At 61.6% G+C, this 26,000-nt stretch carries 23 protein-coding genes and 1 pseudogene; 16 read left to right on the top strand and 8 right to left on the bottom strand.

Translation table 11 applies throughout. The features are described from left to right. The first annotated feature begins 1 nt into the window (after nt 1). From NCT03_RS31080 to NCT03_RS31025, 12 genes are all read left to right on the top strand, one after another. Nucleotides 2–1,531 carry a DHA2 family efflux MFS transporter permease subunit gene (locus NCT03_RS31080; protein ID WP_250495235.1) on the top strand — a complete coding sequence of 510 codons (1,530 nt, stop codon included), beginning with the start codon at nt 2–4 and terminating at the stop codon, nt 1,529–1,531. Further along, a complete protein-coding gene (locus NCT03_RS31075; protein ID WP_250495234.1) occupies nt 1,521–3,059 on the top strand; it encodes an efflux transporter outer membrane subunit in 1,539 nt (512 codons plus the stop codon). The genes NCT03_RS31080 and NCT03_RS31075 overlap by 11 nt, the downstream gene beginning before the upstream one ends. A gap of 87 nt (nt 3,060–3,146) precedes the next feature. Beyond that, nucleotides 3,147–4,160: a LacI family DNA-binding transcriptional regulator gene (locus tag NCT03_RS31070; RefSeq protein WP_250495233.1), complete on the top strand. Its 1,014-nt coding sequence runs from the start codon at nt 3,147–3,149 to the stop codon at nt 4,158–4,160. 188 nt (nt 4,161–4,348) lie between these two features. Continuing rightward, nucleotides 4,349–5,302 carry a substrate-binding domain-containing protein gene (locus tag NCT03_RS31065; RefSeq protein ID WP_250495232.1) on the top strand — a complete coding sequence of 318 codons (954 nt, stop codon included), beginning with the start codon at nt 4,349–4,351 and terminating at the stop codon, nt 5,300–5,302. A gap of 25 nt (nt 5,303–5,327) precedes the next feature. After that, complete coding sequence (locus tag NCT03_RS31060; protein ID WP_250468321.1) at nt 5,328–6,122, top strand: ATP-binding cassette domain-containing protein; 795 nt, start codon at nt 5,328–5,330, stop codon at nt 6,120–6,122. Between the two features lie 2 nt (nt 6,123–6,124). After that, entirely contained in the window at nt 6,125–7,129 is a 1,005-nt protein-coding gene (locus NCT03_RS31055) for an ABC transporter permease (RefSeq protein ID WP_244832415.1), read from the top strand. A 2-nt stretch (nt 7,130–7,131) separates the two neighbouring features. Beyond that, nucleotides 7,132–8,256, top strand: coding sequence for a phosphotriesterase family protein (locus NCT03_RS31050; RefSeq protein WP_250495231.1), 1,125 nt, complete (start codon nt 7,132–7,134; stop codon nt 8,254–8,256). 2 nt (nt 8,257–8,258) lie between these two features. Continuing rightward, the gene (locus tag NCT03_RS31045) at nt 8,259–9,023 is read left to right on the top strand and encodes a glutamine amidotransferase (protein ID WP_244832416.1); all 765 of its coding nucleotides are present in this window, start codon (nt 8,259–8,261) and stop codon (nt 9,021–9,023) included. Then, nucleotides 9,020–9,160: a hypothetical protein gene (locus NCT03_RS31040; protein WP_250468318.1), complete on the top strand. Its 141-nt coding sequence runs from the start codon at nt 9,020–9,022 to the stop codon at nt 9,158–9,160. The genes NCT03_RS31045 and NCT03_RS31040 overlap by 4 nt, the downstream gene beginning before the upstream one ends. Continuing rightward, nucleotides 9,157–10,062, top strand: a complete 906-nt coding sequence (locus NCT03_RS31035) for a ribokinase (protein WP_250495230.1) — start codon at nt 9,157–9,159, stop codon at nt 10,060–10,062. The genes NCT03_RS31040 and NCT03_RS31035 overlap by 4 nt, the downstream gene beginning before the upstream one ends. A 22-nt stretch (nt 10,063–10,084) precedes the next feature. Then, nucleotides 10,085–10,930: a BtpA/SgcQ family protein gene (locus NCT03_RS31030; RefSeq protein ID WP_250468316.1), complete on the top strand. Its 846-nt coding sequence runs from the start codon at nt 10,085–10,087 to the stop codon at nt 10,928–10,930. A 51-nt stretch (nt 10,931–10,981) separates the two neighbouring features. Further along, the gene (locus tag NCT03_RS31025) at nt 10,982–11,596 is read left to right on the top strand and encodes an HD domain-containing protein (RefSeq protein WP_284503540.1); all 615 of its coding nucleotides are present in this window, start codon (nt 10,982–10,984) and stop codon (nt 11,594–11,596) included. Between the two features lie 224 nt (nt 11,597–11,820). On the opposite strand, the gene NCT03_RS31020 is transcribed toward NCT03_RS31025, so the two are convergent. The 3 genes from NCT03_RS31020 to NCT03_RS31010 form a co-directional block, all read right to left on the bottom strand. Beyond that, entirely contained in the window at nt 11,821–13,167 is a 1,347-nt protein-coding gene (locus NCT03_RS31020) for an MFS transporter (protein ID WP_250495229.1), read from the bottom strand. A 166-nt stretch (nt 13,168–13,333) separates the two neighbouring features. Next, entirely contained in the window at nt 13,334–14,266 is a 933-nt protein-coding gene (kce, locus tag NCT03_RS31015) for a 3,5-dioxohexanoate:acetyl-CoA acetone transferase (RefSeq protein ID WP_244832421.1), read from the bottom strand. 38 nt (nt 14,267–14,304) lie between these two features. Then, complete coding sequence (locus NCT03_RS31010; protein WP_250468314.1) at nt 14,305–15,105, bottom strand: SDR family oxidoreductase; 801 nt, start codon at nt 15,103–15,105, stop codon at nt 14,305–14,307. Nucleotides 15,106–15,530: 425 nt separating this feature from the next. Here NCT03_RS31010 and NCT03_RS31005 point away from each other — a divergent pair, with 425 nt between their 5' ends. Next, nucleotides 15,531–17,102: a DHA2 family efflux MFS transporter permease subunit gene (locus tag NCT03_RS31005; RefSeq protein ID WP_250495228.1), complete on the top strand. Its 1,572-nt coding sequence runs from the start codon at nt 15,531–15,533 to the stop codon at nt 17,100–17,102. Between the two features lie 40 nt (nt 17,103–17,142). Here the strand turns inward: NCT03_RS31005 and NCT03_RS31000 are convergent, their stop codons facing one another. The 3 genes from NCT03_RS31000 to NCT03_RS30990 are packed head-to-tail and all read right to left on the bottom strand — an operon-like array spanning nt 17,143 to nt 20,562. Further along, on the bottom strand, nt 17,143–18,132 hold the full coding sequence (locus tag NCT03_RS31000; protein ID WP_250495227.1) for an asparaginase: 990 nt from the start codon (nt 18,130–18,132) through the stop codon (nt 17,143–17,145). After that, the gene (locus NCT03_RS30995; protein WP_250495226.1) at nt 18,129–19,385 is read right to left on the bottom strand and encodes a D-amino acid dehydrogenase; all 1,257 of its coding nucleotides are present in this window, start codon (nt 19,383–19,385) and stop codon (nt 18,129–18,131) included. The genes NCT03_RS31000 and NCT03_RS30995 overlap by 4 nt, the downstream gene beginning before the upstream one ends. Before the next feature lie 31 nt (nt 19,386–19,416). After that, on the bottom strand, nt 19,417–20,562 hold the full coding sequence (locus NCT03_RS30990) for a branched-chain amino acid ABC transporter substrate-binding protein (protein ID WP_244832426.1): 1,146 nt from the start codon (nt 20,560–20,562) through the stop codon (nt 19,417–19,419). 200 nt (nt 20,563–20,762) lie between these two features. Between NCT03_RS30990 and NCT03_RS30985 the strand changes: the two genes are divergently transcribed. Beyond that, nucleotides 20,763–21,836, top strand: coding sequence for a GlxA family transcriptional regulator (locus tag NCT03_RS30985; RefSeq protein ID WP_250495225.1), 1,074 nt, complete (start codon nt 20,763–20,765; stop codon nt 21,834–21,836). Between the two features lie 340 nt (nt 21,837–22,176). On the opposite strand, the gene NCT03_RS30980 is transcribed toward NCT03_RS30985, so the two are convergent. After that, nucleotides 22,177–22,974, bottom strand: a complete 798-nt coding sequence (locus tag NCT03_RS30980; RefSeq protein ID WP_250495224.1) for a PhzF family phenazine biosynthesis protein — start codon at nt 22,972–22,974, stop codon at nt 22,177–22,179. Nucleotides 22,975–23,106: 132 nt separating this feature from the next. Here NCT03_RS30980 and NCT03_RS30975 point away from each other — a divergent pair, with 132 nt between their 5' ends. After that, the gene (locus tag NCT03_RS30975) at nt 23,107–23,532 is read left to right on the top strand and encodes a hypothetical protein (protein WP_250495223.1); all 426 of its coding nucleotides are present in this window, start codon (nt 23,107–23,109) and stop codon (nt 23,530–23,532) included. Here NCT03_RS30975 and NCT03_RS30970 read toward each other — a convergent pair. Next, a pseudogene (locus NCT03_RS30970) lies at nt 23,464–24,371 on the bottom strand (LysR family transcriptional regulator). The gene NCT03_RS30975 and the pseudogene NCT03_RS30970 overlap by 69 nt on opposite strands. Before the next feature lie 104 nt (nt 24,372–24,475). Here NCT03_RS30970 and NCT03_RS30965 point away from each other — a divergent pair. Beyond that, nucleotides 24,476–25,282 (top strand): phytanoyl-CoA dioxygenase family protein, encoded by an 807-nt coding sequence (locus NCT03_RS30965; protein ID WP_250495222.1) that lies wholly within the window; start codon nt 24,476–24,478, stop codon nt 25,280–25,282. Nucleotides 25,283–26,000: the final 718 nt, after the last annotated feature.

The following is a 26,000-nucleotide window of genomic DNA, read 5'->3' as shown; positions in this document are numbered from 1 at the left end:
CATGGCCGCTACGCACGCAGCATTGCCGAGGTCGGCGGCGGGGCCCTTCAATCCGTGGCTCATCGCGGTCATCGTGTCGATTGCCACCTTCATGGAAGTGCTCGACACGACCATCGCGAACGTGGCGCTCAGGCATATCGCGGGCGGACTCGGTGCGAGTCTCGACCAGAGCACGTACATCACGACGAGCTACCTGGTGAGCAACGCAATCGTCTTGCCTATCAGCGGATGGCTTGCGAACGTGATCGGGCGCAAGCGCTTCTACATGATCTGCGTGTTCCTGTTCACGGTCAGTTCGGTGGCGTGCGGCTTCGCCACCTCGCTGCCGATGATGATCGTCTTTCGCGTGCTGCAAGGACTGGGCGGCGGCGGTCTCGCGCCGGTCGAGCAGAGCATTTTCGCGGACACGTTCACACCGGACAAGCGCGCGATGGCGTTTGCGCTGTATGGCTTTACGGTCGTCACGGCGCCCGCCATCGGACCGATGCTTGGCGGCTGGATCACCGAGAACTATTCGTGGCACTGGGTGTTCCTCATCAACCTGCCGGTGGGGATGGTGTCGCTCGTCCTGACGTGGATGTTCGTAAGCGACAGCAAGCTCGTTCAGCAAGAGCGTCGCGCGCTGCTCGACCGAGGCTTGCGCATCGACTATCTCGGCTTCTTTCTGGTGGCGGTCGGCTTCGGCTGCCTGCAGATCGTGCTGGATAAATTCGAGCGCGAGGACGGGTTCTCGTCGAACTTCATCTGCTCGTTCGCGGCGGTTGCATGCGTCGCATTGGTGGCGCTGGTCATTCGCGAACTGACGACCGCGCAACCAATCGTGAACTTGCGGCTTTTCAAGTCGCGCGCATTCGCCATCAGTTGCGGCGTCATGTTCGCGTTCGGGTTCATCATCAACAGCACGACGCAGATTCTGCCGCAATTCACGCAGGAACTACTTGGCTACGATGCCACCAACGCCGGCCTCACACTTGGCTTGGGTGGTCTCGTCACGTTGTTCTTCATGCCCGTGGCGGGCATCGTGACCGGGCGCGTGTTCCAGCCCAAATGGCTCGTGATGATGTCGCTTGCGGGCACGGGCGTCGCGTTACTGCATTCGGCGGGTCTCGATCTGAACATCGGCTTCTGGGACGTCTCGTTGTCGCGGCTTTATCAGGTCATCTGGCTGCCGTTCCTCTTTATTCCGCTTTCGACCGTGCAGTTCATCGGCATTCCGCCGGAAGAGAACAACAACGCATCCGCGCTCATCAACATGATGCGCAATCTCGGCGGCAGCTTCGGCGTGTCGCTCGTGACGACGCAACTGGCGTGGCGCGATCAGTTTCATCATGCACGGCTCGCCGAGCACATCACGCCGTATAACGGCTTCGTGAATGCGCTCGGCTCCATCGCCGGACGGGTCGAGCAACAGGCGTCCGTCATGAGTTATCTCGACGTGTTCATCATGCTCGGCGTCATATCACTCGTGCTGTGTCCCGTCTGTATCTTGTTGCCGAAGCTGCCGAAGGGGGCACAAGTCAATGCGCATTGATTATCGATGGATTCCGTTTGTCGCTTTCCTGTCGGCCTGTACGGTCGGCCCGAATTTTCAGCGTCCTGCATTGCAGACACCGGCGCCGTGGCCCGAAACGCAGTCCACGAGCGAGGCTAACCGGTCGGTCGCGGTGCCCGAACCTGTCGATCCGCAATGGTGGAACAGCTTCGGCGATCCCGTGCTGACCGAGCTCGTCACGCGCGCGATGGACAGCAATCTCGACATCAAGGTCGCGGCGGCGCGGCTCCTGGAGTCGCGTGCGCAGCTTGGCCAGACGAAGGCCGACGAGCTTCCGACGCTCAACGGCAACGCTTCTTACACGCGCGAGCTGCAGAGCGCCGATGGCGTCATCGGCTTGCTGGGCGGCGGCGGGTCATCGGCCACGGATACGAACGGGCTCGGCGGACGGCAAGGCGGTGTCCCGACGTCGAGCGCGGCGCAAAACGCACTGCCGCCGTTCAATTTGTATCAGTATGGTTTCGATGCATCGTGGGAACTCGACCTCTGGGGCCGCGTGCGACGCACGACGGAAAGCGCGAGCGCCACGGTCGAAGCGCAGAACGAGGCGCGGCACGATGCGATCGTCTCGACCGCCGCCGAAGTCGCGCGCGATTATCTGAATCTGCGTGGGACGCAGGAAAAGCTGCGTATTACGCGAGAGAATCTGGCGTTTGCAGAGCGTACCGTGCAACTCACGGAGGAGCGCGCGAAGCATGGACTCGCTACCGATCTCGATGTCGCCAATGCGCAGAGCCAGGCCGAATCGAATGCCGCGGATATTCCGCAGGAAGAGCAGCAGGAAGCGAAGCTGATCAATGCCATCGGCGTGCTGCTTGGCGAGTATCCGCAAGCGCTTGCGGCGAAGCTGTCGCCGCCATCCGCCGTGCCGATGGCGCCGCCGCGCGTGCCGGTCGGGCTTTCATCGGAACTGGCGCATCGGCGGCCGGATATCCGCGAGGCGGAGGCGCAGCTTCATGCGGCAACGGCGAGCATCGGCGCGGCGAAGGCGGACTTCTTCCCCAAGATCACGCTGTCGGGAAGCGTCGCCATTCAGGCCACGCAATTCACGAATCTCGGTAGTTGGGGCGCGCGCAGCTACAGTGCGGGGCCGAGTCTTTCGCTTCCCATCTTCGAGGGTGGCCGCTTGCGTGCGACGCTCGCGTTGCGGGAAGCCCAGCAACAGGAAGCGGCGATCACGTACCGCAAGACCGTGCTGTCGGCATTCCAGGAAGTGGATGACGCGCTGACGGGATTCGCCGCCGAACAGCGCCGCCGCGATCGCCTGGAGGCAAGCGTGCAAGCGTCCAAACGCGCGCTCGACATTGCAAACAAGCGCTACATTCGTGGCCTGTCGAACTACCTCGACGTGTTGACGGCACAAAAGGCGTTGCTCACCGCCGAGCAGCAATGGGTCGACAGCACCGCGACGGTATCGACGAATCTCGTCGCGTTGTACAAGGCGCTCGGCGGCGGCTGGGATACGCAAGACGGCGCGTATGCGGCGCTTCCCGCCAAGCAGGAATAAGGCGCACAAGCGCGCGTTCGCGATGCCTCGATGACGGCTTGCGCGAGAACGAGGCTACACTCAGGCTTTTCCAAGCCGGAACGCGCTGTGCCCAAAGTGTCCACGATTCGCGAAGTGGCGGAACATGCCAAGGTCTCGAAGGCGACCGTATCGCGCTACCTGAACGGCAGCCTCGCGTTGCCGCCGGACACAGCCGAACGCATCGACGCCGCCATCGCGGCGTTGAAGTACCGGCAAAACAGCCTTGCTCGGCGCCTGAGCCTCGGCAGCAGCGAGACTATCGGCTTGGCCATGCCGGACGTGGCGAATCCTTTCTTCGCGGAGATCGCCGACGAAGTGGAGCTGGCCGCTTCCGAGCATGGCTACGGTCTGTCCTTGTGCATCACGCGCAACCAGTTCGCTCGCGAATCGCTGTATGTCGGCTGGCTCGACATTCAGCATCTCGATGGCCTGATCCTCGTCTCCAACCGTCCCGACGACGGCACGCTGCGCACGCTCATCGGCACGCGCGGCAATATCGTCGTGATCGATGAGGACGTGCCCGGCGCGGACGTGCCCAAAGTGCTCGTCGATAACGTGCAGGGCGGCTATCTCGCCACGCAGCATCTGATCGAGGCGGGGCATCGGCGCATTGCTCATATCAGCGGCCCGCTCGGTCTTTTCACCGTGCAGGAGCGTTGCGAAGGGTATCGGCGGGCGTTGGCGCAGGCGAATATCGAATTCGATGAAACGCTCGTCTGTTTCGGCTCGTACGAGCGCGAGTTCGGCGCGACGGCGCTCGGCCGTCTGCTTGCGCTGCCGTCGCCGCCCACGGCGATTTTCGCGGCGAGCGATTACCTCGCGGTCGGCCTGCTCGAAGCGCTGCGCGATCGACGCATCGACGTGCCGCGCGATATGTCGATCGTCGGCTTTGACGACATGGAGTTTGCGAGCCTGCTGATGCCGCCCATCACGACGCTTCGGCAGTCCGCGCGCGATCTCGGCCGCACGGGCGTCGAGTTGCTGCTTGCGCGTCTCTCGGGCGGCGGACCGTCCACCGTGCGGCGGCTGCCCGTGAGTCTGATCCAACGCGCGTCCGTCGCGCCGCCACGTTTGCGCTGAACTCAGCGTCAACGCCCCTCCACGCAAATTCTAATTTTGACCGGTTGACACGAAAGGGGCGACGGCCGTAGCCTAAGTAAACCGGTTTACAAAGCGGCGCGTTTTCATCCGCGCCCTCTGAAGTTTCAACCATGCCAGGACCAGCCGACGAGTCGCTCGTTCTGCGCCTTTGCGATGGAGGAGCTGTGATGAACGCCATGCTGTCACGCCGGATCATGTCCGCGGTCGCCGTGATGTCCGCCGGATCGCTGATTGCACTATCGGGCGGCGCGCACGCCGCCTACAAGAAGAAGATCGCGCTGGTCCAGATCAATCAGGAAGCGCTCTTCTTCACCCAGATGGATGAGGGCGCGCAAAAGGCCGCGAAGGCCGCGGGTGCGGACCTCGCCATCTTCAATTCGAACAATGACCCGAACGCGCAGAACAACGCCATCGAGACATACATCCAGCAGAAGGTGGATGCGCTTCTCGTGGTCGCCATCGACGTGAACGGGATCAAGCCGGCGATTGCCGAAGCAAAGAAGGCCGGCATTCCGGTCGTCACCATCGACGCTATCGTGAACGGCGATAACGACGTGCAAGTCGGTGTCGACAATCTCAAGGTCGGCAAGGACATCGGCACTTACACGGCCGATTACGTCAAGAAGTCGCTTGGCGGCAAGGCAAGCGTGGGCGTGGTTGGCGCGCTGAATTCGTACATTCAGAACGTGCGTCTGGACGGCTTCAAGGCCGGTCTCGCGGGCGCGCCCAATGCGAAGATCGTGTCCACGGTCGATGGCCAGAACGTGCAGGACCAGGCGCAGACGGCCGCCGAAAATCTCATCTCCGGCAACCCGAACATGCAGGTCGTTTATGCGACCGGCGAACCGGCCTTGATCGGTCTCGTGGCCGCCGTGTCGGCGCAAAGCGCGACGGATCGCGTCAAGATTTTCGGCTGGGACTTGAGCGCGCAGGCCATCAAGGGCATCGATCAGGGCTTTGTCGTGGCCGTGGTGCAGCAGGACCCGGAAGGCGAAGGCAAGGCGGCCGTCAACGCCGCGCTCAAGCTGATCGCGAAGCAACCGGTCGAGAAGAACATCTCCGTTCCGGTGACCATCGTCACCAAGGCGAACGTGGCGAAGTATCGCAGCGTGTTCAAGTAGGCCGCGTCCAAACCGGGAGAGCTTCATGTCGAGTGTGGACACAGGCGCGCCGCTGCGTGTGCGGATGCGCGGCATCACCAAGCAATACGGCGCGATACAGTCGTTGCGCGGCGTGAATCTCGATGTCGCGCCGGGCGAAGTGCTGGGCCTCGTCGGTGACAACGGCGCGGGCAAATCGACGCTGTCGAAAGTGCTGTCGGGTGCGGTCGTGCCCGACAGCGGATCGATCGAGATCGACGGCAAGACGGTCCATTTCGACAATCCGGGCGATGCCCGCACGCATCGCATCGAGATGGTCTATCAGGACCTGTCCTTGTGCGATACGGTCGATGTCGCGGGCAATCTGTTTCTCGGCCGCGAGCCCATGCGCCGCGTGCTCGGCATGCCGATGCTCGATCACGCGAAGATGCATCGCGATGCACGTTCCATGCTGGACGGGCTCGGCATCCGCATTCCGGACACGAAACTCGACGTGGAAAATCTGTCGGGCGGACAGCGTCAAGCCATCGCCATTTCGCGCGCGGTTTCGTTCGATCCGAAAGTGCTCATCATGGACGAGCCGACTGCCGCGCTCGCCGTCGCGGAGGTCGAAGCGGTGCTCGATGTCGTGCGAACCGTAAGCGCGCGCGGCGTCAGCGTGATTCTCATCAGTCATCGGCTACAGGACCTGTTTCTGGTCTGCGACCGCATCACGGTGATGTACGAAGGCACCGCCATCGCGGACCGGCCTATCGGCGAGACGAATCTGCAGGAGATCGTCGATCTGATCGTCGGGCACAAATTCAACGCGCGCTCCGCGCGTCCACACGCCGAACATTGATCATGGGTACCACCGTGTCCTCCGAATCTTCCGCACGGCGCGCGCTTTCGCTGTCGCACCGGCTGGGCCATCGTGCAGGCGTCGCGAGCATCGCGGCCTTCTTCGCGATCTGCGTCGTGGCGTTCAGCATCGCCACCGACACTTTTCTCACCACCGGCAATCTCCTTAACGTGCTGCGTCAGAGTGCGCCGTTGCTGATCGTCGCCACTACGATGACGCTTGTCATCACCACCGCGGGCATCGACCTTTCGGTGGGCTCGACGCTCGCGTTCGTCGGCGCGCTCGCGGCCATCGCTTTGCACGCGGGCATGCCGGATACGCTCGTTCTGATCGGCGGCCTCGTGCTCGGCGGGGTCATCGGGCTCGCGAACGGCTACTTCATCGCGATCGCGGGCATGCCCGCGTTCATCGTCACGCTTGGCACGTTGTCGATCGTGCGCGGTGCGGCGCTTCTCATCACGCAAGGCTATTCCGTGCCCGTGGATGGCAACGGCTGGTTCGTCGCGCTCGGCCGCGAGTGGTTCCTGGGACTTCCGCTGCCCGCCGTGATCGCGGTGGCCGTGATGCTCGCCGGATGGGTCGTGCTGCGTCATACGCGCTTCGGGCGCTACATCATCGGGATCGGCACGAACGCGGAAGGCGTGCGGCGCGCGGGCGTCGATACACGCGGCGTCATCATCAAGGTGTATGTGCTGAGCGGCATCGCGGCGGGGCTCGCCGGGCTCATTACGACCGCGCGGCTCGGGAGCGGTTCGTCGAATCAGGGCGTCGGCTTCGAGCTCGCGGTGATCGCGGCGGTCGTGCTCGGCAGCACCAATCTGTTCGGCGGCCGCGGCACCATTCTGGGCACGCTCCTCGGCGCGCTGACCATTGCCGTGCTCGGCAACGGGCTGATTCTGGTTCACGTGTCGCCGTTCTATACGCAGATCATCCAGGGGGCCATCATGCTGTTCGCGATCTGGCTGAACACGCGCATCTTTTCCGCCCGGCGTGGAAAGAAGGGCTGAACATGATGTCGACGAAACCCGTATTCGGTCATCCGGCGACGCTGCCCATAGGTGTCGGCAGCGGCCACGCGATGACGGTGCTCGGTCCGCTACCGATCGAGCAAATGGGCATCACGCTGATGCACGAGCATATTCTCGTCGATGCCTCCGGCAAATGGGTCGCGCCCGCCTGTTGCGGCGAGCGGCATATCGGCGAGCAGAAGGTGCATGTCGGCATTTTGGGCGCGCTGCGCATGAATCCGCTCATGAACCGCGACAACTGCCAGCTATTCGATGTCGATGCCGCCACCGAGGAACTGATGAAGTTCCGCGAATTGGGTGGCCAGACGGTGGTCGATCCGACCAACCTCGGCATTGGCCGCGATCCGCTCGCGCTGCAGCGCATTTCGCGGCGCACGGGGCTCAACATCGTCATGTCGACGGGCTTTTATCTGGAGCCTTCGCATCCGGCGTACGTGCGCGAGCGTTCCATCGACGAACTCGCCGAGCAGATGATCTTTGACGTGGGCGGCGCCGAGCGCAAGCCAGATGTGATCGCGGGGCTCATCGGCGAAATCGGCGTGTCGGCGGCGTTCACGGCGGAAGAAGAGAAGTCGCTGCGCGCGGCGGCTCGCGCGAGCGCCGCCACGCGCGTGCCGCTTTCGGTGCATCTGCCGGGATGGGTGCGGCATGGACATCGCGTGCTCGATATCGTCGAGCGCGAGGGCGCCGATCTCGCGCATACGGTGCTTTGTCACATGAACCCGAGCCACGCGGATATCGAGTATCAGCATTCCATCGCGCGGCGCGGTGCGTGGCTCGAATACGACATGATCGGCATGGACTACTACTACGCCGACGAAGCCGCGCAATCGCCGTCCGATGAAGAGAACGCGCGCGCTATCCGCGCGCTCATCGATGCGGGGTTCATCGGCAATCTGCTGCTCTCGCAGGACGTGTTCCTCAAGATGATGCTCACGCGTTACGGCGGCTTCGGCTACGGCTATATCCTCGAACACTTCGTGCCGAGACTCAGACGCCACGGCGTGAGCGACGCGCAGATCGAAACCATGCTCGTGACCAATCCCGCTCGCGTGTTCTCGGCGGCGGCATCTGGCGTGACGAGCCGTCGCGTTCAAGGAGATTGAGAATGACGAAGAAAGTCCTGCTCGCCGGAGAGTCGTGGACCAGCACGGCAACCCATGTGAAGGGTTTCGATCTGTTCGCGTCGGTGACGTATCACACCGGCTCCGAGCAGTTTCTCGCGCTCTTCAAGGACAGCGCCGGGTACGCGGTCACGCACATGCCGAGTCACGACGCGCAGACGCGATTTCCCACGACGCTCGAAGGGCTCAAGGAGTATGACGCGATCATTCTTTCCGACATCGGCGCGAATACGCTCTTGCTGCATCCGGATACGTGGGTGCACAGCAAGCGCACGCCGAACCGCCTGAAGTTGTTGCGCGAGTATGTGGAGGCAGGCGGCGGTCTCATGATGATCGGTGGCTATCTGAGCTTTCAAGGCATCAACGGCAGTGCGCGCTTTCGCAATACGCCCGTCGAGGACGTGCTGCCCGTGAAGTGCCTCGCGTGGGACGACCGCGTGGAAGTGCCCGAGGGGTTCACGCCGAGTATCGTCGCGCGGCATCCGGTGATAGAGGGCCTCGGCATGCAATGGCCGCATCTGCTCGGCTACAACGAAGTCGAGTTGAAGCCAGGTGCGACGCTCATCGCAACCGTGCCGGACACGGGCCATCCGTTGCTCGTGGCGGGGCAGTATGGCGAGGGCCGCACGCTTGCTTGGACAAGCGACATGTCCGTGCACTGGCTGCCGCCCGAGTTCTCCGCGTGGGACGGTTATGGACGGCTTTGGCGGCAGTGTCTCGACTGGCTGACCGAGGCGCGCGCGGCATGATGTATTTCGGTATCGCCGACCTCGATCTCGATCTCGACCTCGCGCGCGCGGCATGCGCGGCTTGCCGCGATGCTTGCCCGCGTGAGGCGCTCGGCTCGTATCTAGCAATGTTCGGCTACCGGATGGCACCATCATGAGCAGCGCGCGCGTCTGCGTGATCGGCAACGCGGCGATGGACATGACGCTGCGCGTGGCTTCGTTGCCGAAGCCCGGCGAGACGTCGATTGCGCTTGGCAGCACGCTGGACTTCGGCGGCAAGGGCGCGAATCAGGCGGTGATCGCTGCACGCGCGGGCGCGCAGGTGACGTTGCTTGCGGCTGTCGGACGCGACGCCGACGGCGCGCGCATCGTCGCCATGCTCGGTGAGGAAGGCATCGATACGCGGCACGTTGACCATCTCGATTGCACGACGGATCTTTCCATTGTCACCGTCGATGCTGCCGGTGAAAACACCATCGTCACGAGCAACGAAGCCGCCAGCGGCTACGCACCGGATGCCGCGTTGCTGGACGCCGTGAGCGCGCCGGGCGACTGGATCGTGCTGCAAGGCAATCTGGCGCGCACGGTGACGGCGACGTGGTTGCGCGCGGCGCGTCGCGGCGGGCGGCATACGCTTCTGAATCCGGGACCGGTGCAATTCGAGGTCAACGCGCTGCTGCCCGATGTCGATGTGCTCGTCGTCAACAGCGTCGAGGCCGAAATGCTGTCGGGCGACGCCGATGCACGCCGCGCGGCGCTCGCACTGCACGCGGCAGGCGCGACCGACGTGCTGCTCACGCTCGGCGCGGGCGGCGTCGTCTGGTGCGGCGCGCACGGCGGCATCGAGCAGATGCCCGCATCTGAAGTCATTGCCGTGGACACGGTCGGCGCAGGCGATGCACTCTGCGGCATGCTCGCGGCTGGGCTCGCGCACGGCCATCGACTGCGCGACATCCTGCCTCGCGCAATGGCCGTTGCCGCCTATGTGGTCGGCCGGCACGGCACGCAGGCGAGTTTTCCGGATCGTGCGCGCATGCTCGAACTCGCGCGCTTCATCTGACCGATACTTCGACAGGATTCTCATGGACACCGGACACGAGGTTGGACGCGGACGCACCGACAGCATCGCGCATATTTTCGGCCGCCCGCGCGGCGTGGTCATAGGCGTGATTCACTGCCCGGCGTTTCCCGGCGCGCCGCGCTACGACGGAGGCACGAGCGAGGCGCTATACGAAACCGCTCTTGCCGATGCCCGCGCGTATGCAGCAGGCGGCGTCGATGGTCTCATCGTCGAAAATCATGGCGACGTGCCGTTCGCAAAACCGGATGACATCGGACCGGAAACATCGGCGTTCATGGCCGTGAGCGCGGACCGGATTGCGCGCGAGACGGGCCTGCCTATCGGCATCAACGTGCTTGCCAACGCTTCGGTGCCGGCGCTTGCCATCGCGGCCGCGAGCAATGCCGCGTTCGTGCGCGTCAATCAGTGGGCGAATGCTTATGTGGCCAACGAAGGCATCATCGAAGGCGAGGCGGCGCGGGCCTTGCGATATCGTGCGCGGTTGCGCGCGGAAGGCATCCGCGTGTTTGCGGACGCGCACGTGAAGCACGGCGCGCATGCAATCGTCGCGGATCGTGCGCTCGAGGAACTCGTGCGCGATGTCGAATTCTTCGATGCCGATGCGATCATCGCCACCGGCCAGCGCACGGGCGATGTCGCGAGCCTTGATTATCTTCGGCAGATTCGCGCCGCGACCAGGCTTCCGCTTTTGGTGGGCAGCGGCTGCACGGAAACCAACGTCGCGGAGATTTTGTCGGTCGTGGATGCGGTGATCGTCGCGAGTTCGCTGAAGGTGGGCGGCGTGTGGTGGAATCCCGTCGATGAAGACAAGGTGCGGCGGTTCGTGCACGCGGCGCGAGGAGGTTAGGACGAGCGGTAGACTTCTCCTCGTGTGCAACCGTCTTCCGGGAGAGTGAATTTGAACCAAGACAAAGAGGTCGAGCCGCTCTCGAGGCGCTTCGGGTTTCTCATCGAACTGGACAAGCTGAAATCGGTTATGCGGCAGTCGCCGCTCATCGACCGCAGCCGCAGGGAGAATTCGGCGGAGCACTCGTGGCATCTGGCCATGTTCGCGCTGGTGCTTTCGGATTGCGCGAAGGAGGTCGACAGTTTTCATGTCATCAAACTGCTGCTCGTGCATGACATCGTCGAGATCGATGCTGGCGATCATCCGCTGCACGCGCCAGGCGCGGATTCCGCGTCGATCGAGCAATCGGAGCAACGGGCCGCGGAGCGAATCTTCGGGTTATTGCCCGACGATCAAGGGCGCGAACTGCGCAAACTATGGATGGAATTCGAGGCGGCTGAGACACCGGAGGCGATCTTCGCCAAATCGCTCGATCGGCTGCAGCCGTTGCTGATCAATACCTTGACTGGCGGAGGCACGTGGACGGAGAACGGCGTGAACGAGCAACAGGTCGTGGAGCGGTACGGGCCTGTGATTGCACGCGGATCGCCGCAGTTGTGGGAAGCGGCGCGTGAGCTTGTCGGCGCGCACTTTTCCGGTGACGTCGCTCGCCGGAAAGACGACTGATGCCGTGGCGAATGGCGTTGAATGACGGCGAGATGCATCCGCAGTGTCGTAGTTGGCGATGATCGCCACCTTGGTTGAGGCGACGCGTTTTGTTCCGGTCGCTCATCGCCATGTTCAACGCGTGCCCGATACATGTCCCTGACGAGCCGAAGCTAACCGTGCCATCGGCGAGCGGATTTAACAAGCCCGCTCGGCGATTCGCATCCAGGAAAACCATCAATCGTTCAAGCCGCGTTCGTCGCCCGTCGATCCGCATCGCTCGTCTTGCGTGTTTCATGGCCGTGCCGCAACCGCACACTGCATATTGCCGCGACAATCAGCGCGACAGCAAGACACACCAGCCCGTTCATCGCCTTGCCGGTCGATTGCTCGATGATCCCCATGACCGTGGGCCCGACGAAGCCGCCGAGCAACCCGCACGTGTTGACGAGCCCGAGCCCGCCCGCAAGCGCGCTGCCTGAAAGCCGCGAAGACGGGAACGTGAAGATGATCGACTGAACCACGAAGAACATCGAAGCGGACACGCACACGCCGAGAAAGCCGATGACGGGCGTCGAATAGGCGGCGACCAGCATGCCCGCGGCCATGATCAGCAGGCCGCCCACGAGCATGCGGCGGCTGCGCGATGAATTGCTCGCGAAGCGCGGCAAAAGGGCGGCGCCGAGTGCGGCGGCGACCCACGGCGTGGACGTCAGCACGCCGACGACGAATGGCGAGAAGTGCCCCGAAGATCCGATGATCCCTGGCAAAAAGAAGATAACCGTATAGATGGTCAACTGATGGCAAAAGTAGACGAAGATCGAGAGCCAAATCTGTCTGTCCGCCAGCGCCGCGCGAAACGTATGACCGCCGTGACCCGTACCGATGGCTTCCTGTTCGGCGGCAAGACGACGCTCCAGCGCCAGCGCTTCATTGCGCGGTAACCACGAAGCGCGCGTCGGCCGGTCGGGCAACATCTTCCACACGACGATCGCGAGCAGCACGGCAGGCGCGCCTTCGACCATGAACAGCCATTGCCAGCCGTGAAAACCGAGCACGCCATCCATTTCCAGCAGCGCACCCCCAAGCGGGCCGCCGACGATGTTGGCCACGCACACGCCGAGCAGGAAGTAGCCGGTGGCGCGCGCGCGATCCTCGCGTCCGAACCAGTAAGTCAGATACAGCATCACGCCGGGAAAGAGTCCCGCTTCGGCCACGCCGAGCAGAAGACGCATCACATAGAACGAGGTCTCGCCGCGCACGAAGGCCATCGCCACCGAGAGCACGCCCCATGTCACCATGATGCGCGTGATCCAAAAGCGCGCGCCGACACGATGCATCACGAGATTGCTCGGAATCTCGAAAGCGGCATACGTCAGAAAGAACAGCCCCGCGCCTAGCCCGTAGGCGGCGGATGACAGGCCAAGATCGATGCTCATCGTATGCTTGGCAAGCGCGATGTTGGTGCGATCCAGAAAGCTGATCACATACGAAATCACGAGCAGCGGCATGAGCTTGCGAAACAGCAGCGCGTTCAGCGACGCATGGGGTGACGCATGTGTTGAGTTACGCGAAGAACTGGGCGTGGACATGATGACTCCCGGCGTCAGGACGGATTGGAAGAGCAGGGCGCGCATGGACGACGAGGTGAAGCGTCGCGGCGAGATAGGTAGGCTTTCATGACTTGTCTCCGTGTATCTTTTCGTTGTCATGGCGCGGACGTCGCTTGGCGCGCGTCCGCTTGCTTCGGTGCGGTCTTCAGAAGTTCACGTTGTCGTGGCCCTTGAGCGCGAGCATCTGACGCGCTTCGGCGGGCGTCGCGATGTCGAGCGACAAGCCTTCGATCACCTGGCGAATCTGGCGCACTTGCTGCGCGCTCGATTCGGCAAGCTGGCCAGGACCGATCCACAGCGAATCCTCAAGGCCGACGCGCACGTTCGCACCTTGCGCCGCGCCGATGGACGCGAGCGGAATCTGATTGCGCCCCGCGCCGAGAATGGACCACACATAATCCGAACCGAAAAGGCGATCGGCGGTTCGCTTCATATGCGCCAGATCTTCCGGGTGCGCGCCTATGCCGCCCAGCAGTCCGAACACGGTCTGCACGAAGAACGGCCCTTTCACAAGCCCGCGATCGACGAAATGCGCGAGGTTGTAGAGATGCGAGGTGTCATAGCACTCGAACTCGAAGCGCGTGCCGTTCGCCGTGCACGAACTCAGGATGTACTCGATATCCGCGAAGGTGTTCTTGAACACGAGATCGCGACTCTTCTCCAGATGCTGACGTTCCCAGTCGTGCTTCAGGTCCTTGAAACGGTCGAGCATCGGATACAGCCCGAAGTTCATCGATCCCATGTTGAGCGATGCCACTTCCGGCTGAAAATGATGCGCGGGCTTGAGGCGCTCGGCGACCGTCATATGCGGACTGCCGCCCGTCGTGAGATTGATGACCGCGTTCGTTTCCGCCTTGATGCGCGGTAAAAAGCGTTCGAAAACCGCAGGGTCTTGCGTCGGCCGCCCGTCTTCGGGATCGCGCGCGTGCAAATGAAGAATCGATGCGCCTTCGCGTGCGGCGGCGAGTGCGGCATCGGCGATCTGATCCGGCGTGACCGGCAGATACGGCGACATGGAAGGCGTGTGGATGGCGCCCGTCGGCGCACAGGTGATGATGACTTTGCGTTTGCTTGCCATGGTGTTCGATCTCCTCTCGTACTTGTTTGAAGCGATATTCAGAGCGTTTCGACGTTGCCGCAGACGGACAGCGCCTGACCGGAAATCGCACTGCCAGCTGGCGAGCTCAGGAACAGCACGCTGGCGGCGATCTCCTCTTGCGTCACCATGCGGCGCAGCGAAATCTTCTCCAGATAACGCGCTTCCATTTCCTGATAGCTGATGTTCAGTTGCTTCGCGCGCGCGGCGATCACGCCTTCCATGCGCGGCCCTTTGACGATGCCCGGCTGCACCGCATTCACGCGAATGTTGTCCGCGCCGAGTTCAATGGCGAGACTCTTCGCGAGGCCCACGATCGCCCATTTGGTCGCGGAATAGGGCGTGCGGAATCCATAGCCGAGACGTCCTGCGACCGACGACATGAAAACGATCACGCCGCCGCCATTTGCTTCGCGCAGCATCGGCACGGCCTGGCTCGAAAAGTAGTAATGGCTATTCAGATTGATGTCGATGGTGCGTTCCCAGTCGTCCGACTCGATCTCGTCGATGCCGCCCGTCGGTCCCGCGATGCCCGCGTTGTTGATCAACACATCGAGGCCGCCGAGTTCGCGCTTCACGTCGTCGAACACGCGCGCGACGTCGGCTTTGTTCGATACGTCGGCGCGAGTACCGGTGATCGACGGCGATTCGGTCGCATGAGTCGATAGGGCATCGATGGCTTTGGCGTCGACATCGCATACATGCACGCGCGCGCCCGTGGACACGAACGCCTGCGCGATCGTCAAACCGATGCCCGACGCGCCGCCAGTAATCAGCACGCGCAATCCGGCGGGCGGGGCGAGCAGTTTGAGGTAATCCATGTGGTTGGCTCCTGTAGGACGGTTGTTATTTGGTCAGCTTTTCGAAGCGCGGGCGATGGTGATAGGCGTGTGCGGTTCTTGCTCGCATGGCCCATTTCGCGCTTTTTGCATCTTGCGCATGTTGATGCGTTGGTCCGCGCCACGGGCAGCGCAAGAGAGCCGGATTGATTCCGTGATCTGTGATCACAGTGTGTGTTTGTTGTTGATCTGTGTCAATCCGGTTTGCCTAGGGGATAACCCTTCTGCGAAGTAATCGCCTAGGCGAATTTATGAAATAGGCGTTTAATAAAGCAGCGAGCTCCGCTATTCTCACGTCACCGACAGTTGCGGCGCGTGCGAGACGAGCGGGTTGAATCGCTCGTTTCGAGGACGCGCCCAACTGAAGAACCGCTTCTGCTTACAACAATCAACCCCGAACCGCAGTCATGACGCAGGGATCGCCGTCTCCCGCAGCACCCGTCCCGCATCCGCCGTTGCAGGGCGGCCAGCTCGTGATTGCCACCATCGTGGTGGCGCTTGCGACCTTCATGACCGTCCTCGATACGTCGATTGCGAACGTCGCCGTGCCGAATCTCTCGGGAAACCTCGGCGTATCGGTCGACGAGGGAACGTGGGTCATCACGATCTTCGCGGCCGCGAATGCCGTATCCATTCCATTAACGGGCTGGCTTACGCAGCAGATCGGCCAGATCCGCCTGTTCGTCGGCGCGATTCTGATGTTCGTGTTCGCTTCATGGCTTTGCGGCATCGCGCCTGACCTGCCTTTCCTGCTGGGCGCGCGGATCTTGCAAGGCCTCGTGGCCGGGCCGCTCATTCCCTTGTCCCAGGCCGTGCTGCTGAGTTCTTATCCGAAGGCGCGCGCCAACATGGCGCTGGCGCTCTGGGCGATGACCGCCACGGTCGGTCCGATCGCAGGACCGGTGTTAGGCGGCTGGATCACCGACAACTACAGCTGGTCGTGGATCTTCTACGTGAACATTCCGGTCGGCTTCATTGCGGCGGGCGCCACGTGGATCATCTATCGCAAGCGCGAGACGCCGACGAAGAAACTGCCCATCGATACGGTCGGCCTTGCGTTGCTCGTGGTGTGGGTGGGCTCGCTTCAGGTGATGCTCGACAAGGGCAGGGACCTCGACTGGTTCGCATCGCCCTTCATCGTTGCGCTGGGGCTCATCGCCCTCGTCAGCTTCGCGTTCTTTCTCGTGTGGGAGTTGACGGAGGCGCATCCGGTCGTCGACCTGAGGCTCTTCGCATTGCGCAACTTCAGCAGCGGCACCATAGCCATTTCCGTTTCCTACGCGCTCTACTTCGGCAACCTCGTTCTGCTGCCGCAATGGATGCAGGAGTATCTCGGCTATCGCGCTTACGACGCCGGCCTCGTCACCGCGCCGGTGGGCATTTTCACGGTATTGCTTTCGCCTTTTATCGGGCGACTTTTACAGTTATTCGATGCCCGCGTTCTCGTGACGGTCGCGTTCATGGGACTGTCCGGTGTGTTCTTCATGCGCACGCAGTATTTGAGTACGGTCGATGCTTGGCATCTCGTCATCCCGACCTTGCTTCAAGGTATTCCAACCGTGCTCTGGTTCGTGCCCCTCGTGTCGATCATTCTTTCCGGCTTGCCGCCCGAACGAATTCCCGCAGCGGCGGGGTTGTCGAATTTCGCGCGCATTTTCTGCGGGGCGGTGGGCACGTCGATCGCGGGCACCGTATGGAATCATCGGACGGTCGTGCATCACGTGCGGCTGACCGAACAGGCGAGCGTCCATAATCCGGTTTTCAATCAGACCATCGCGGCATTGCAGTCGCAGCTTCATATCGATGTGGGTGCGGCTTACGCATCGTTCGAGTTGATGGTGGCGAATCAGGCTGCCGTCATGGGGCTCGACGATTTCTTCTATGCGTCCACGTTCATTTTCATTTTGATCATTCCGCTTATCTGGATTACGCGGCCGGTGAAGGGTGGGGATTCGGCGGAGGCGGCTGGGGCGCATTGAGGCCAGGGAACAGGCATGCCTGCGGCGCGCGGTCGGGGTTCTAGTACGTCACGAACGCTTCCTGCAACGCGTGCGTGGTTCTCGTTCCCGTGAGCGCCACCATCATCAGGATTCGCGCCTTATGCGGGACCTGATCGTCCGCTGCGATCCATCCATAGCGATCGTCCGGCTGTGCGGCATTGCGGATGACGATGCCGCTGCCCGTGCGCGACGCACGCACGATATGAATGTGTCTCGCGCGCGCTTTCACGAGCGAATCGATCAGCTCGTGCGCCACGTTGCCGTTGCCCGTCCCGGCGTACACGATCGCATCCACGTCGGAGCACGCCATGTGTTCGATCACCGTTCGGTTGATGCCGCCATGCGCGTAGACGATAGCGACCTCGGGCAAGGCTTGGATGGTGTCGATGCTCCATTCGCTTTCCACCGTATGCCGCCGCGCCACCAGCCGATAAAAACGCGCGCGTCCCTCGACCACGTAGCCTAGCGGACCGAAGGTCGAACGAAACGCTTCCTGCTTGAAGGTGCTGGTCTTGACGACGTCGCGCGCCGAGTGAATCTCGTCGTTCGAAACGACGAGCGTACCCTTGCCGCGCGATGCCGCGCTCGACGCCACCACGATCGCGTTGTACAGGTTGAGCGGTCCGTCGGCACTGAGCGCAGACGCCGGGCGCATTGCGCCGACCACGACGACGGGCTTCGCACTCGGCACCACCAGGTGCAGAAAGTATGCCGTCTCGTCGATGGTATCGGTGCCGTGCGTCACCACGACGCCGTCGATGTCGTCCCGCTTGAGAAGCGCGCGAACATGCCGCGCGAGCCCGAGCAGCTCCTCATTGCCGAAGTTTTCAGAGCCGGTCTGGAAAAGCTGGGCCGTTTGGATATCGGCGAGATCGCGCGCGCCGGGCAACGCGTCGAGCAAATCATCCACCGTTTCGACAGAGCAGTCGTAGGTCGCGGTATGCGCGGCCGACGCACCGCGTCCCGCGATGGTGCCGCCCGTGCCGACAATGACGACACGCGCATTCATGATGCAGCACGCGGCGAGAAGGGGGTGTCGTCGAGCGAAGGTTGGCGCCCGGCCATCCGTTGCGCGAGCACGTGCGCCGAGCCCATGGCGAGCGTGAAGCCAAGCGCGCCATGACCGACGTTGAGCCAGAGATTCCAGTATTTGGACCCTCCGATGATCGGCGTCCCGCGCGGGGTGGCCGGCCGCAAGCCCGCCCACGCGGCTGCCGCGTCATAATCGCCCACGTGCGGAAAGACGGCCTGCGCTTCGCGCCGCAACGTCGCGAGCCGGGTCGCATCGATCGCGCTCGAATGTCCCACAATGTCCGCCATGCCCGCCACGCGCAGACGGTCGCCCAACCGGGCGTACACCACCTTGCGGTCGAAGTCCGTCACGCTCGTCGCGGGTGCAGCCTTTCCCGCGACTGCATCGAGCGTCAGGCTGTAACCCTTGAGCGGATAGACTGGCACTCGCACGCCAATCGTGCGCAGTAAGGCCGCGCTGTCGCAACCCGACGCCACGACGACATGTTCCGCGTCCAACCTGCGGCTTCCGGCGATTGCCCGGACCTCGCCTTTGTTCGACACGGACAGCGAACGCACGGCCGTACCGAGCTCGAACGCCACGCCTCGTTCGCGCAACAAGCTTTCGAGTCCCACGCAGAAGCGGTGACAGTCGCCTGCCTCTTCGCCCGGCGTATGGATGCCGCCGACGAATCGATCTGCCACCTGGGCCAGCGCGGGTTCGAGCGCGACGCAATCGCTCACGCCGAGCGCTTGCTGCTCGCTGCCGAGCGTACGCTGGTACGACAGCAAGGACGCGGCCCGCGACATCGCCATTGCGCTTCGATGCATGACGAGCTTGCCAGCGCGGACGTAGTCGAAGGCAAGCGTGGGATGGGCGGCGGTAAATTCGTGCATCAGCGAGCGGCTCAGAAAGGACAGCGCAAGGAGTTGCGCCGTGGTCGATTCGCTCATCGCCTGAGTACAGGCCCTTGCGAATTGCCAGCACCAGCGCCACTGATTCACGTCGATGGCGGGCGAGACGCGCACCGGGGCGTCGCGACGCATAAGCCAACCGGGAAGCTTCGCAAGCACGCCAGGACCGGCGAGCGGCGCCACGTAGCTGTAAGAAAGCTGCGCGCCGTTGGCGCGGCTCGCTTCCGCCGCGACCTCCGTGCGCCGGTCGATCACGCTCACTTCGTGGCCGTCCTCGCGCAAGCGGTATGCGGTCGTGAGACCGATCACGCCCGCACCGATCACCAGAATGTTCATGGCTTGCGTCGTCCTTGTGAATGTGCGGCCATTACATCTTGACGACGTCGAGCAACGTTTGATTTCCGCCCACGTAGTGATAGAGCGAGATCATTCCCTGCCTGAGGTCGCCGTGCGCGTCGAATTGCGTCTCGCCGAGTACGCCCTTGAAGTCGGTGTTGGGCATCGCCGCGAGAATCTTGTCCGGCGAGGTGGAATTCGCGCGCTTCATCGCGTCGACGATGATGTACACCGCGTCATACGCGAACGGGGCGTTGAGCTGCACCTTCTGCCCGAAGCGCGCTTCGTAGCGTTGCTCGAACGCGGGGCCATCGGGCATTTTAGCGAGCGGCATGCCGGCGATGGAACACACGACGTTGTCCGCCGCCTCGCCAGCCAGTTGCGACAGCGACGCTGCGCACAGGCCGTCGCCGGCCAGTACCTTCGAGGAGATTGCGAGCTGGCGGGCCTGCTTCGCGAACGGGCCGCCTGTCGCATCCATGCCGCCGTACATGATCACGTCGGGATGCTCGCTCTTCACCTTGGTCAGGATCGCGCGGAAGTCCACGGCCTTGTCGGTGGTTGCGTCGTGCGACAGGACGTTCATCCCGTTCGCCTTGGCGCGCTTTTCGAATTCGTTCGCGAGACCCTGACCGTAAGCGGTGGCGTCGTCGACGATGGCGACCGACTTCGCCTTCAGCACTCGGGCTGCATAGTCGGCAAGCGCCGGACCCTGCTGCGCGTCGGTGGCGACCACGCGATACGTCGTGCGAAACCCCTGCTGCGTATAGACGGGATTGGTGGCCGAGGGCGAAATCTGCAGCACGTTGGCATCGCTATAAATTTTCGAGGCCGGAATGGAGGTGCCGGAATTCATGTGCCCGACCACGGCCGCCACCTTGTCGTCCACGAGCTTTTGCGCGACCTGTGTGCCTTGGCGCGGATCGGAGGCGTCGTCCTGCGCATCCAGCGCAAGCGTGATCTTCTGTCCGCCGATCACGAGGCCCTTCTTGTTGATCTCCTCGACGGCAAGCCGTGCGCCGTTCTCAGTGTCCTTGCCGAGGTGCGCATTGGCCCCCGTCAGAGGCGCGACGTGGCCGATCTTCACTACTTCATCGGCGCACGCCTCCACCGGATGCAGGACGACGAACGCACTTCCAAATGCGGCGCAAACCGCCAGATGCAACGCTGCTGACATGACGCACTCCCTGTTTTGAATCGGTTCTTTCCGGCCGTCTTCACCCCGGAACTGACTTCAATGTAACGGCGACGAAATGGCCGGCATTGCACGCGCTCGCGGAAAAATAGAACGAATGCGACAAGTCGCACCGATCGCTTTTCGGCGCTCCTATACTGGCGCCGACGACCTCACGGCATTCAAGGAGTGCATGGATGGCAATGGCGAACGCAAAAAAGTCCGATACCGCGGCGCTCGGGCGCGGACTTGTCGAGCGGCTCGATCGCATGGACGGCGTGGATCGCAAGGTATCTGCGCGACGCGCGGGCGCCGAGCTCAGCGTCGGCCTTTTACTTTGGCCGAGCTTTCCGCTGCTTTCGCTCGCCAGTTTTTGCGACTGCCTGCGGCACGCCGCGGATCTCGGCGACCAGAGCCGCCAGTTACGGTGTACGTGGACCTTGCTCGGGCCGACGGACGACACCGTGGAAGCGAGTTGCGGCGTGAGCGTGCCAGTTCGGGCGTATTCCGGGAAGGCGTCGCGATTCGACTACTTCGTGGTGATCGGCGGCTTGCTGCCCAGGCTCGAACATGTCGACCCGCGCTACTGGGACGCGCTGCGCGACGCCGACGCAGCCGGCGTGCCGCTCATCGGCCTGTGCACCGGCAGCTTCGTGCTGGCGAAAGCGGGCTACATGCACGACCGCGTCGCGTGCGTGCACTCCTTTCACTACGACGATTATCAGTCCATGTTCCCCGGCCTGCGCGTGGTCACGAACGCCGACTACGTGATCGACGGCAACCGCATTACGTGCGCGGGCGGCGTGTCGGCCATCGAACTCGCCACGCGGTTGATTTCCGTGCATTGCGGCGCCGACCGCGCGTCGAAGGTCATTCACCAGATGACGGTGAGTCGCAAGAGCGGCACGTCCTTCGTCGAACGCCGCCGTGCGCTCGGCTACCTCGCCGTCGATAGTCTCTTGCTGCGTCACGCGATCGTGCTGATGGAGGAGAATCTCGAAGCCCCGCTGACGATCGCCGCGATTGCCAGGATGACCGGTTCAAATGCGCGGCAATTGGAGCGCGTGTTCATGTCTGAAATGGGCGTGACGCCAAAGGAGTTCTACCGGACGATGCGCTTGCGATACGCCCGCTGGCTACTCTTGAACTCGGCGAAGCGCGTCACCGCGATCGCCTACGAATGTGGCTTCGCGGATTCGGCGCACTTCATTCGCGGCTTTCGCGAAGCGTACGGTGTGACGCCGGGTAAGCTGCGCGCGTCGCTTAGCCGGACGTGAAGTGCGGAGGTCTTTGGACTTCGCTTACTTTGGCGTGCGCTTAGTTGCTGGCCGTGTCTGCAATGAATCGTGCAAAGTTCGGTGTAAGTCATCGTGCGAGATGAACATTTCGATCCAGCTGCCTGTCGGCGTTGCCCGGCCGAAGTGCGTGACTTCTAATCGACGACGCAGCCTTGGGAAACGATGAGCCCGGACTTCGTGCAGGTGAATGATTCCGATTGAGGTAGCGAGGTAAGTGCTTGAGTCGAGTCTCTGGAACGCGCCTCGATTCTAAAGGGTATTGAGCTGCGGCAGCGCTGCCGTGTCCGCACACTCGAGCCGCAGCATTGTAAAGCGCGCGCTAGTCGGGCAGTTCGATGGTTCCTTCCATATACTGAACCGCGTGACCGGATATCAACACACGCTCCGGTTCGATCTCGCAATGTAGAACGCCGCTTCGTTGGGAAGCCTGTAACGCGACGAGCTTCGGCTTGCCAAGAATGTCGGACCAGAGCGGAGCAAGCGCCGCGTGAATGGACCCCGTCACCGGGTCTTCGGCGCCGCCGTTCGCTGGCCAAAAGTATCGGGAGACGAAGTCGTATTGGTTGCCACGAGCGGTGACCGCGACATCCAGTGGTCCAAGTTGCGCGAGCAGTTCCAGATTTGGCACGACGGCGCGTACCTCGGCTTCGGTGTCGTAGAGGGCGATGTATGACTGCTGGTTTATGAAGACTGCTGTTGGCTTGATCGACAAACCATACGCGAGCTGGTCCGGGATATCTTTAATCCGTTCACTTTGTCGTCGAGGAAAGTTCATTTCGATCAGCCCCCGCTCGCGCCGATGAACAGAGAACGTGCCCGTTGCTTTTGCATGGAAGACGAGGTGATCGTCTTGAGGGAGGTGTCTGAACAGAACGAAAGCGCTCGCCAGCGTCGCGTGTCCGCAGAAGGCGATCTCCTTGATCGGTGAGAACCACCGGATGTCGAAAACGCCATCGTCTCGACGCACGATGAACGCTGTTTCCGACAGGTTGTTTTCGCTGGCGATGGCTTGCATTAGCGAAGCGGGAAGCCACGCGTCGAGCGGAATTACCGCCGCATAGTTTCCCTTGAATACTTCGCTGGTGAAAGCGTCTATCTGATAAAGCTTCAGTTGCATGGGCGGTAGAGTCGAAGAGATGAGCTAGTTCGTTCCTATCCTATCGGCTTGAATGATTCGCGAACATGCACAGTTTCCATCTGACACGCTGAAAAGTGACAGCCTCGAAGCCATCGCGTAGCCGCGCCCGACTTGCCAAAACCCGTGCCCCGGATAGTTGTTCCGTCCACGAAAAATCTTCTCTTTTTTCTGCTCAGTGCAGAGGGCGCATGTTTGCCATCACCGCATCAGCGGACGCCGTTAAGCATGGGGGAGGGTGCTGCCACTTACGACCGGATGGCTTTCACCGATAGCCATGCAAATGTATTGCTCCACGTAATGGCCGCCGATGCACTTACTGTGAATTACGCGAGAAGCTCGATGTCGACCGCCAACGGTGACGACCGTCTTGCTGTCGCGGAGTTTTCCGAAAAGGTCGCATTCGGGTTTGCTGACGGTTTCGCCTTGCAAACGAAGCTTTGGATCGCAATTGAAGCGGTACCGCTGCACTTACTCGACCTTCGCTTTTCGCGGCGGATGCGCGGCTATCTTGCACGCGAGTTCGACAAAAGCGCCTAGCGCAGCAGACGAATTGGGCTCCTTCCACGCAAGGTAGAGTTCGCTCTTCGTGTGCTCTTCGCGCAGAGGACGAAAGACGACGTTTTCCATGTGCGTTCGTTGAACCGACGCCGGTACGAGCGTCACACCAAAGCCGGCGCTTACAAGGCCAAGGGAAGCGTAGATCTGGCCCATTTCAAAGCTCGTGGAGGGAGAAAATCCGGCAAGCGCGCACAACTGGTTGATGGCGGCGTGATAATCCGGCGCGACATCCTTCCGATAATTAATGACGCGCAACTGCTTACAGTCCTTGATGGAAATGCGTCGTTTGGCTGCTAAAGGATTGTCTTTAGCGATGGCAACGTAAAACGGTCCTGGAGCAACAAGACACTGTTCAGTTGATTATTTGGCGGCAACGAACGGACGAAAGCCAGATCGACGTCTCCTCGGTTCAAGGCATTGATCTGTTCCGCAGAGGAAAACCATTGAAGCTCGACGGTCACCGCAGGGTAGCGCTGTTGAAAATCACGCAAGAGCGGTGGCAGCAGTGTGTACGCAATGTGTTCGAAGAACCCGACCGCCACCCGGCCGGTTTCGCCTCTTGCCGCACGTTGCGAATCCACGATTGCGGAGTTCGTGTCCTTAAGAATCTGCCGGGCCCGTTCCTCGAAGACCTGGCCCGCCGATGAGAGAAACACGCGTTTGCCTTGGCGCTCGAAAAGCGCTACGCCGATTTCTTCTTCCAGTTCCCGTATCTGCCGGCTCAACGGCGGCTGCGCCATGTGCAGTTCGTCCGCCGCCTTCGTGAAGTTGAGTGTGCGTGCCACCGTCAGAAAATAGCGAAGATGACGCAGTTCCATTTGGAACCTTTCGAGTATCGATACGCAACCTATTATATCTTTTACATCGGATGCGAACGCTTTTAGGATCATGAGACCACACTAACAAGTCAGGAGATCCCCTCATGAAACTTACGACGTCGCAGTTGGAAGCGTACGAGCGCGATGGCTTCGTGGTTCTGCCAGAGCTTTTCTCGAAAGAAGAAGTCGAGCATATGAAGAGCGACTTGCGCCGAATCCAAAAAATCGACACCGACCATCTCGTTCGTGAAAAAACGGGCGGCATTGCAAAAACGATTTATAAAGTTCACGAGACCGCCAGTCCAACGGCATCGCCGATTTTTCACTCCGCAGTGCGCTCGCCCAGATTGCTCGAACCCGCACAACAACTGATCAACGATCCCCAACTTTACGTCTATCACACAAAGTGCAATTTGAAGACGGCAATCGACGGTTCGGTCTGGCAGTGGCACCAGGATTTCGGCACCTGGCATATGGACGGCGTGAAAGAACCGCATATGACAACCGCGTTGGTCATGCTCGATGAGCCGACCGAAATGGGCGGATGTCTCTACTTTATTCCGGGAAGCCACAAACTAGGCTCACTCGATCCAACGTTCGATGAGACGACCGGTTATCGCTTTTACGTGGTACCCAAGCCGACCATGCTCGATATCTTGTCCAGCCATCTCAAGGCCGTGCCTATCATCGGCCGACCGGGAACAGTGGTGTTCTTCGACGCAAACATCGTGCATTCATCGGGTCACAACCTTTCAGGTGACGATCGATGGCAAGCCTATGTCGTCTACAACCAGGTGGAGAACAAGCCAGAACAGGTGAAGCAGCCGCGACCGGATTATGTGCGCTCGACCAATTTCGCTCCTCTCGAGGTAGGTTCGGACGAGATTCTCGACAGAGTTCAGATCGACTGAAATCTATCAATTTACTTTAGCGAGTCGGCTGCAGGCGGCAGCGTGTCTATCGACGCGCCAGCGTGCTCGCATGGTCCATCGTTGGATCGCATCAATTGGACTGGACGCCGCCGCGTGCGGCACGTGCACAACGCTTCGCATGAAGGCATCGTTGATCCATCAACGCATAGGGAATGTGCGCCCGGTCCAATTACTTTTGACTCGTACGCAGACCTGCGTGGGCTGCTTCGGGCCTCCGGAATTTCATACGTGATGGAAGCCAAGAGTGAAAGTGAACATATCCTTCGCGACATCGCTCAGTCCTGAAAGTGTGAGCGCGGCCTCAAGCGCTTGCCGCGAATACGCTCATTCGTTGAAGAATCCAACTCAGCAGTTGTTCCGCGGCGCCGGAAAGCGGCCGTCGCGCCTTCACGAGAATGCGTGCCTTCGCCGCCTCGAATAGCGGGTGCTGTATGTGTGCGGGCGGGAAGCCGTTTGAGGGCCGAGGGGAAGGTATGCGATTGACTGAAAGCGCGGCTTGCCACCGTTTAGTGGCTCTGGATTAACCGAGAGTCCGTCGGGCTGTGTTCAACGAACATTGGTCATTCAGCAATTTACATAATCCTAATTATCGATCATTAACTTGTAGGTCCCAAGTTCAAATGTCGTGTTTCTGCCAAGTAGAGATGTCGCCTTTTGGCTTAAGTTCATTGCCGGACAAGCGTGTCAGGAGCGCGGG

Source organism: Caballeronia sp. GAWG1-1 (assembly GCF_023631465.1).
GTDB lineage: Bacteria > Pseudomonadota > Gammaproteobacteria > Burkholderiales > Burkholderiaceae > Caballeronia.
Note: the sequence above shows the minus strand (reverse complement) of the source record. Positions and strands in the feature narration are given on the sequence as shown.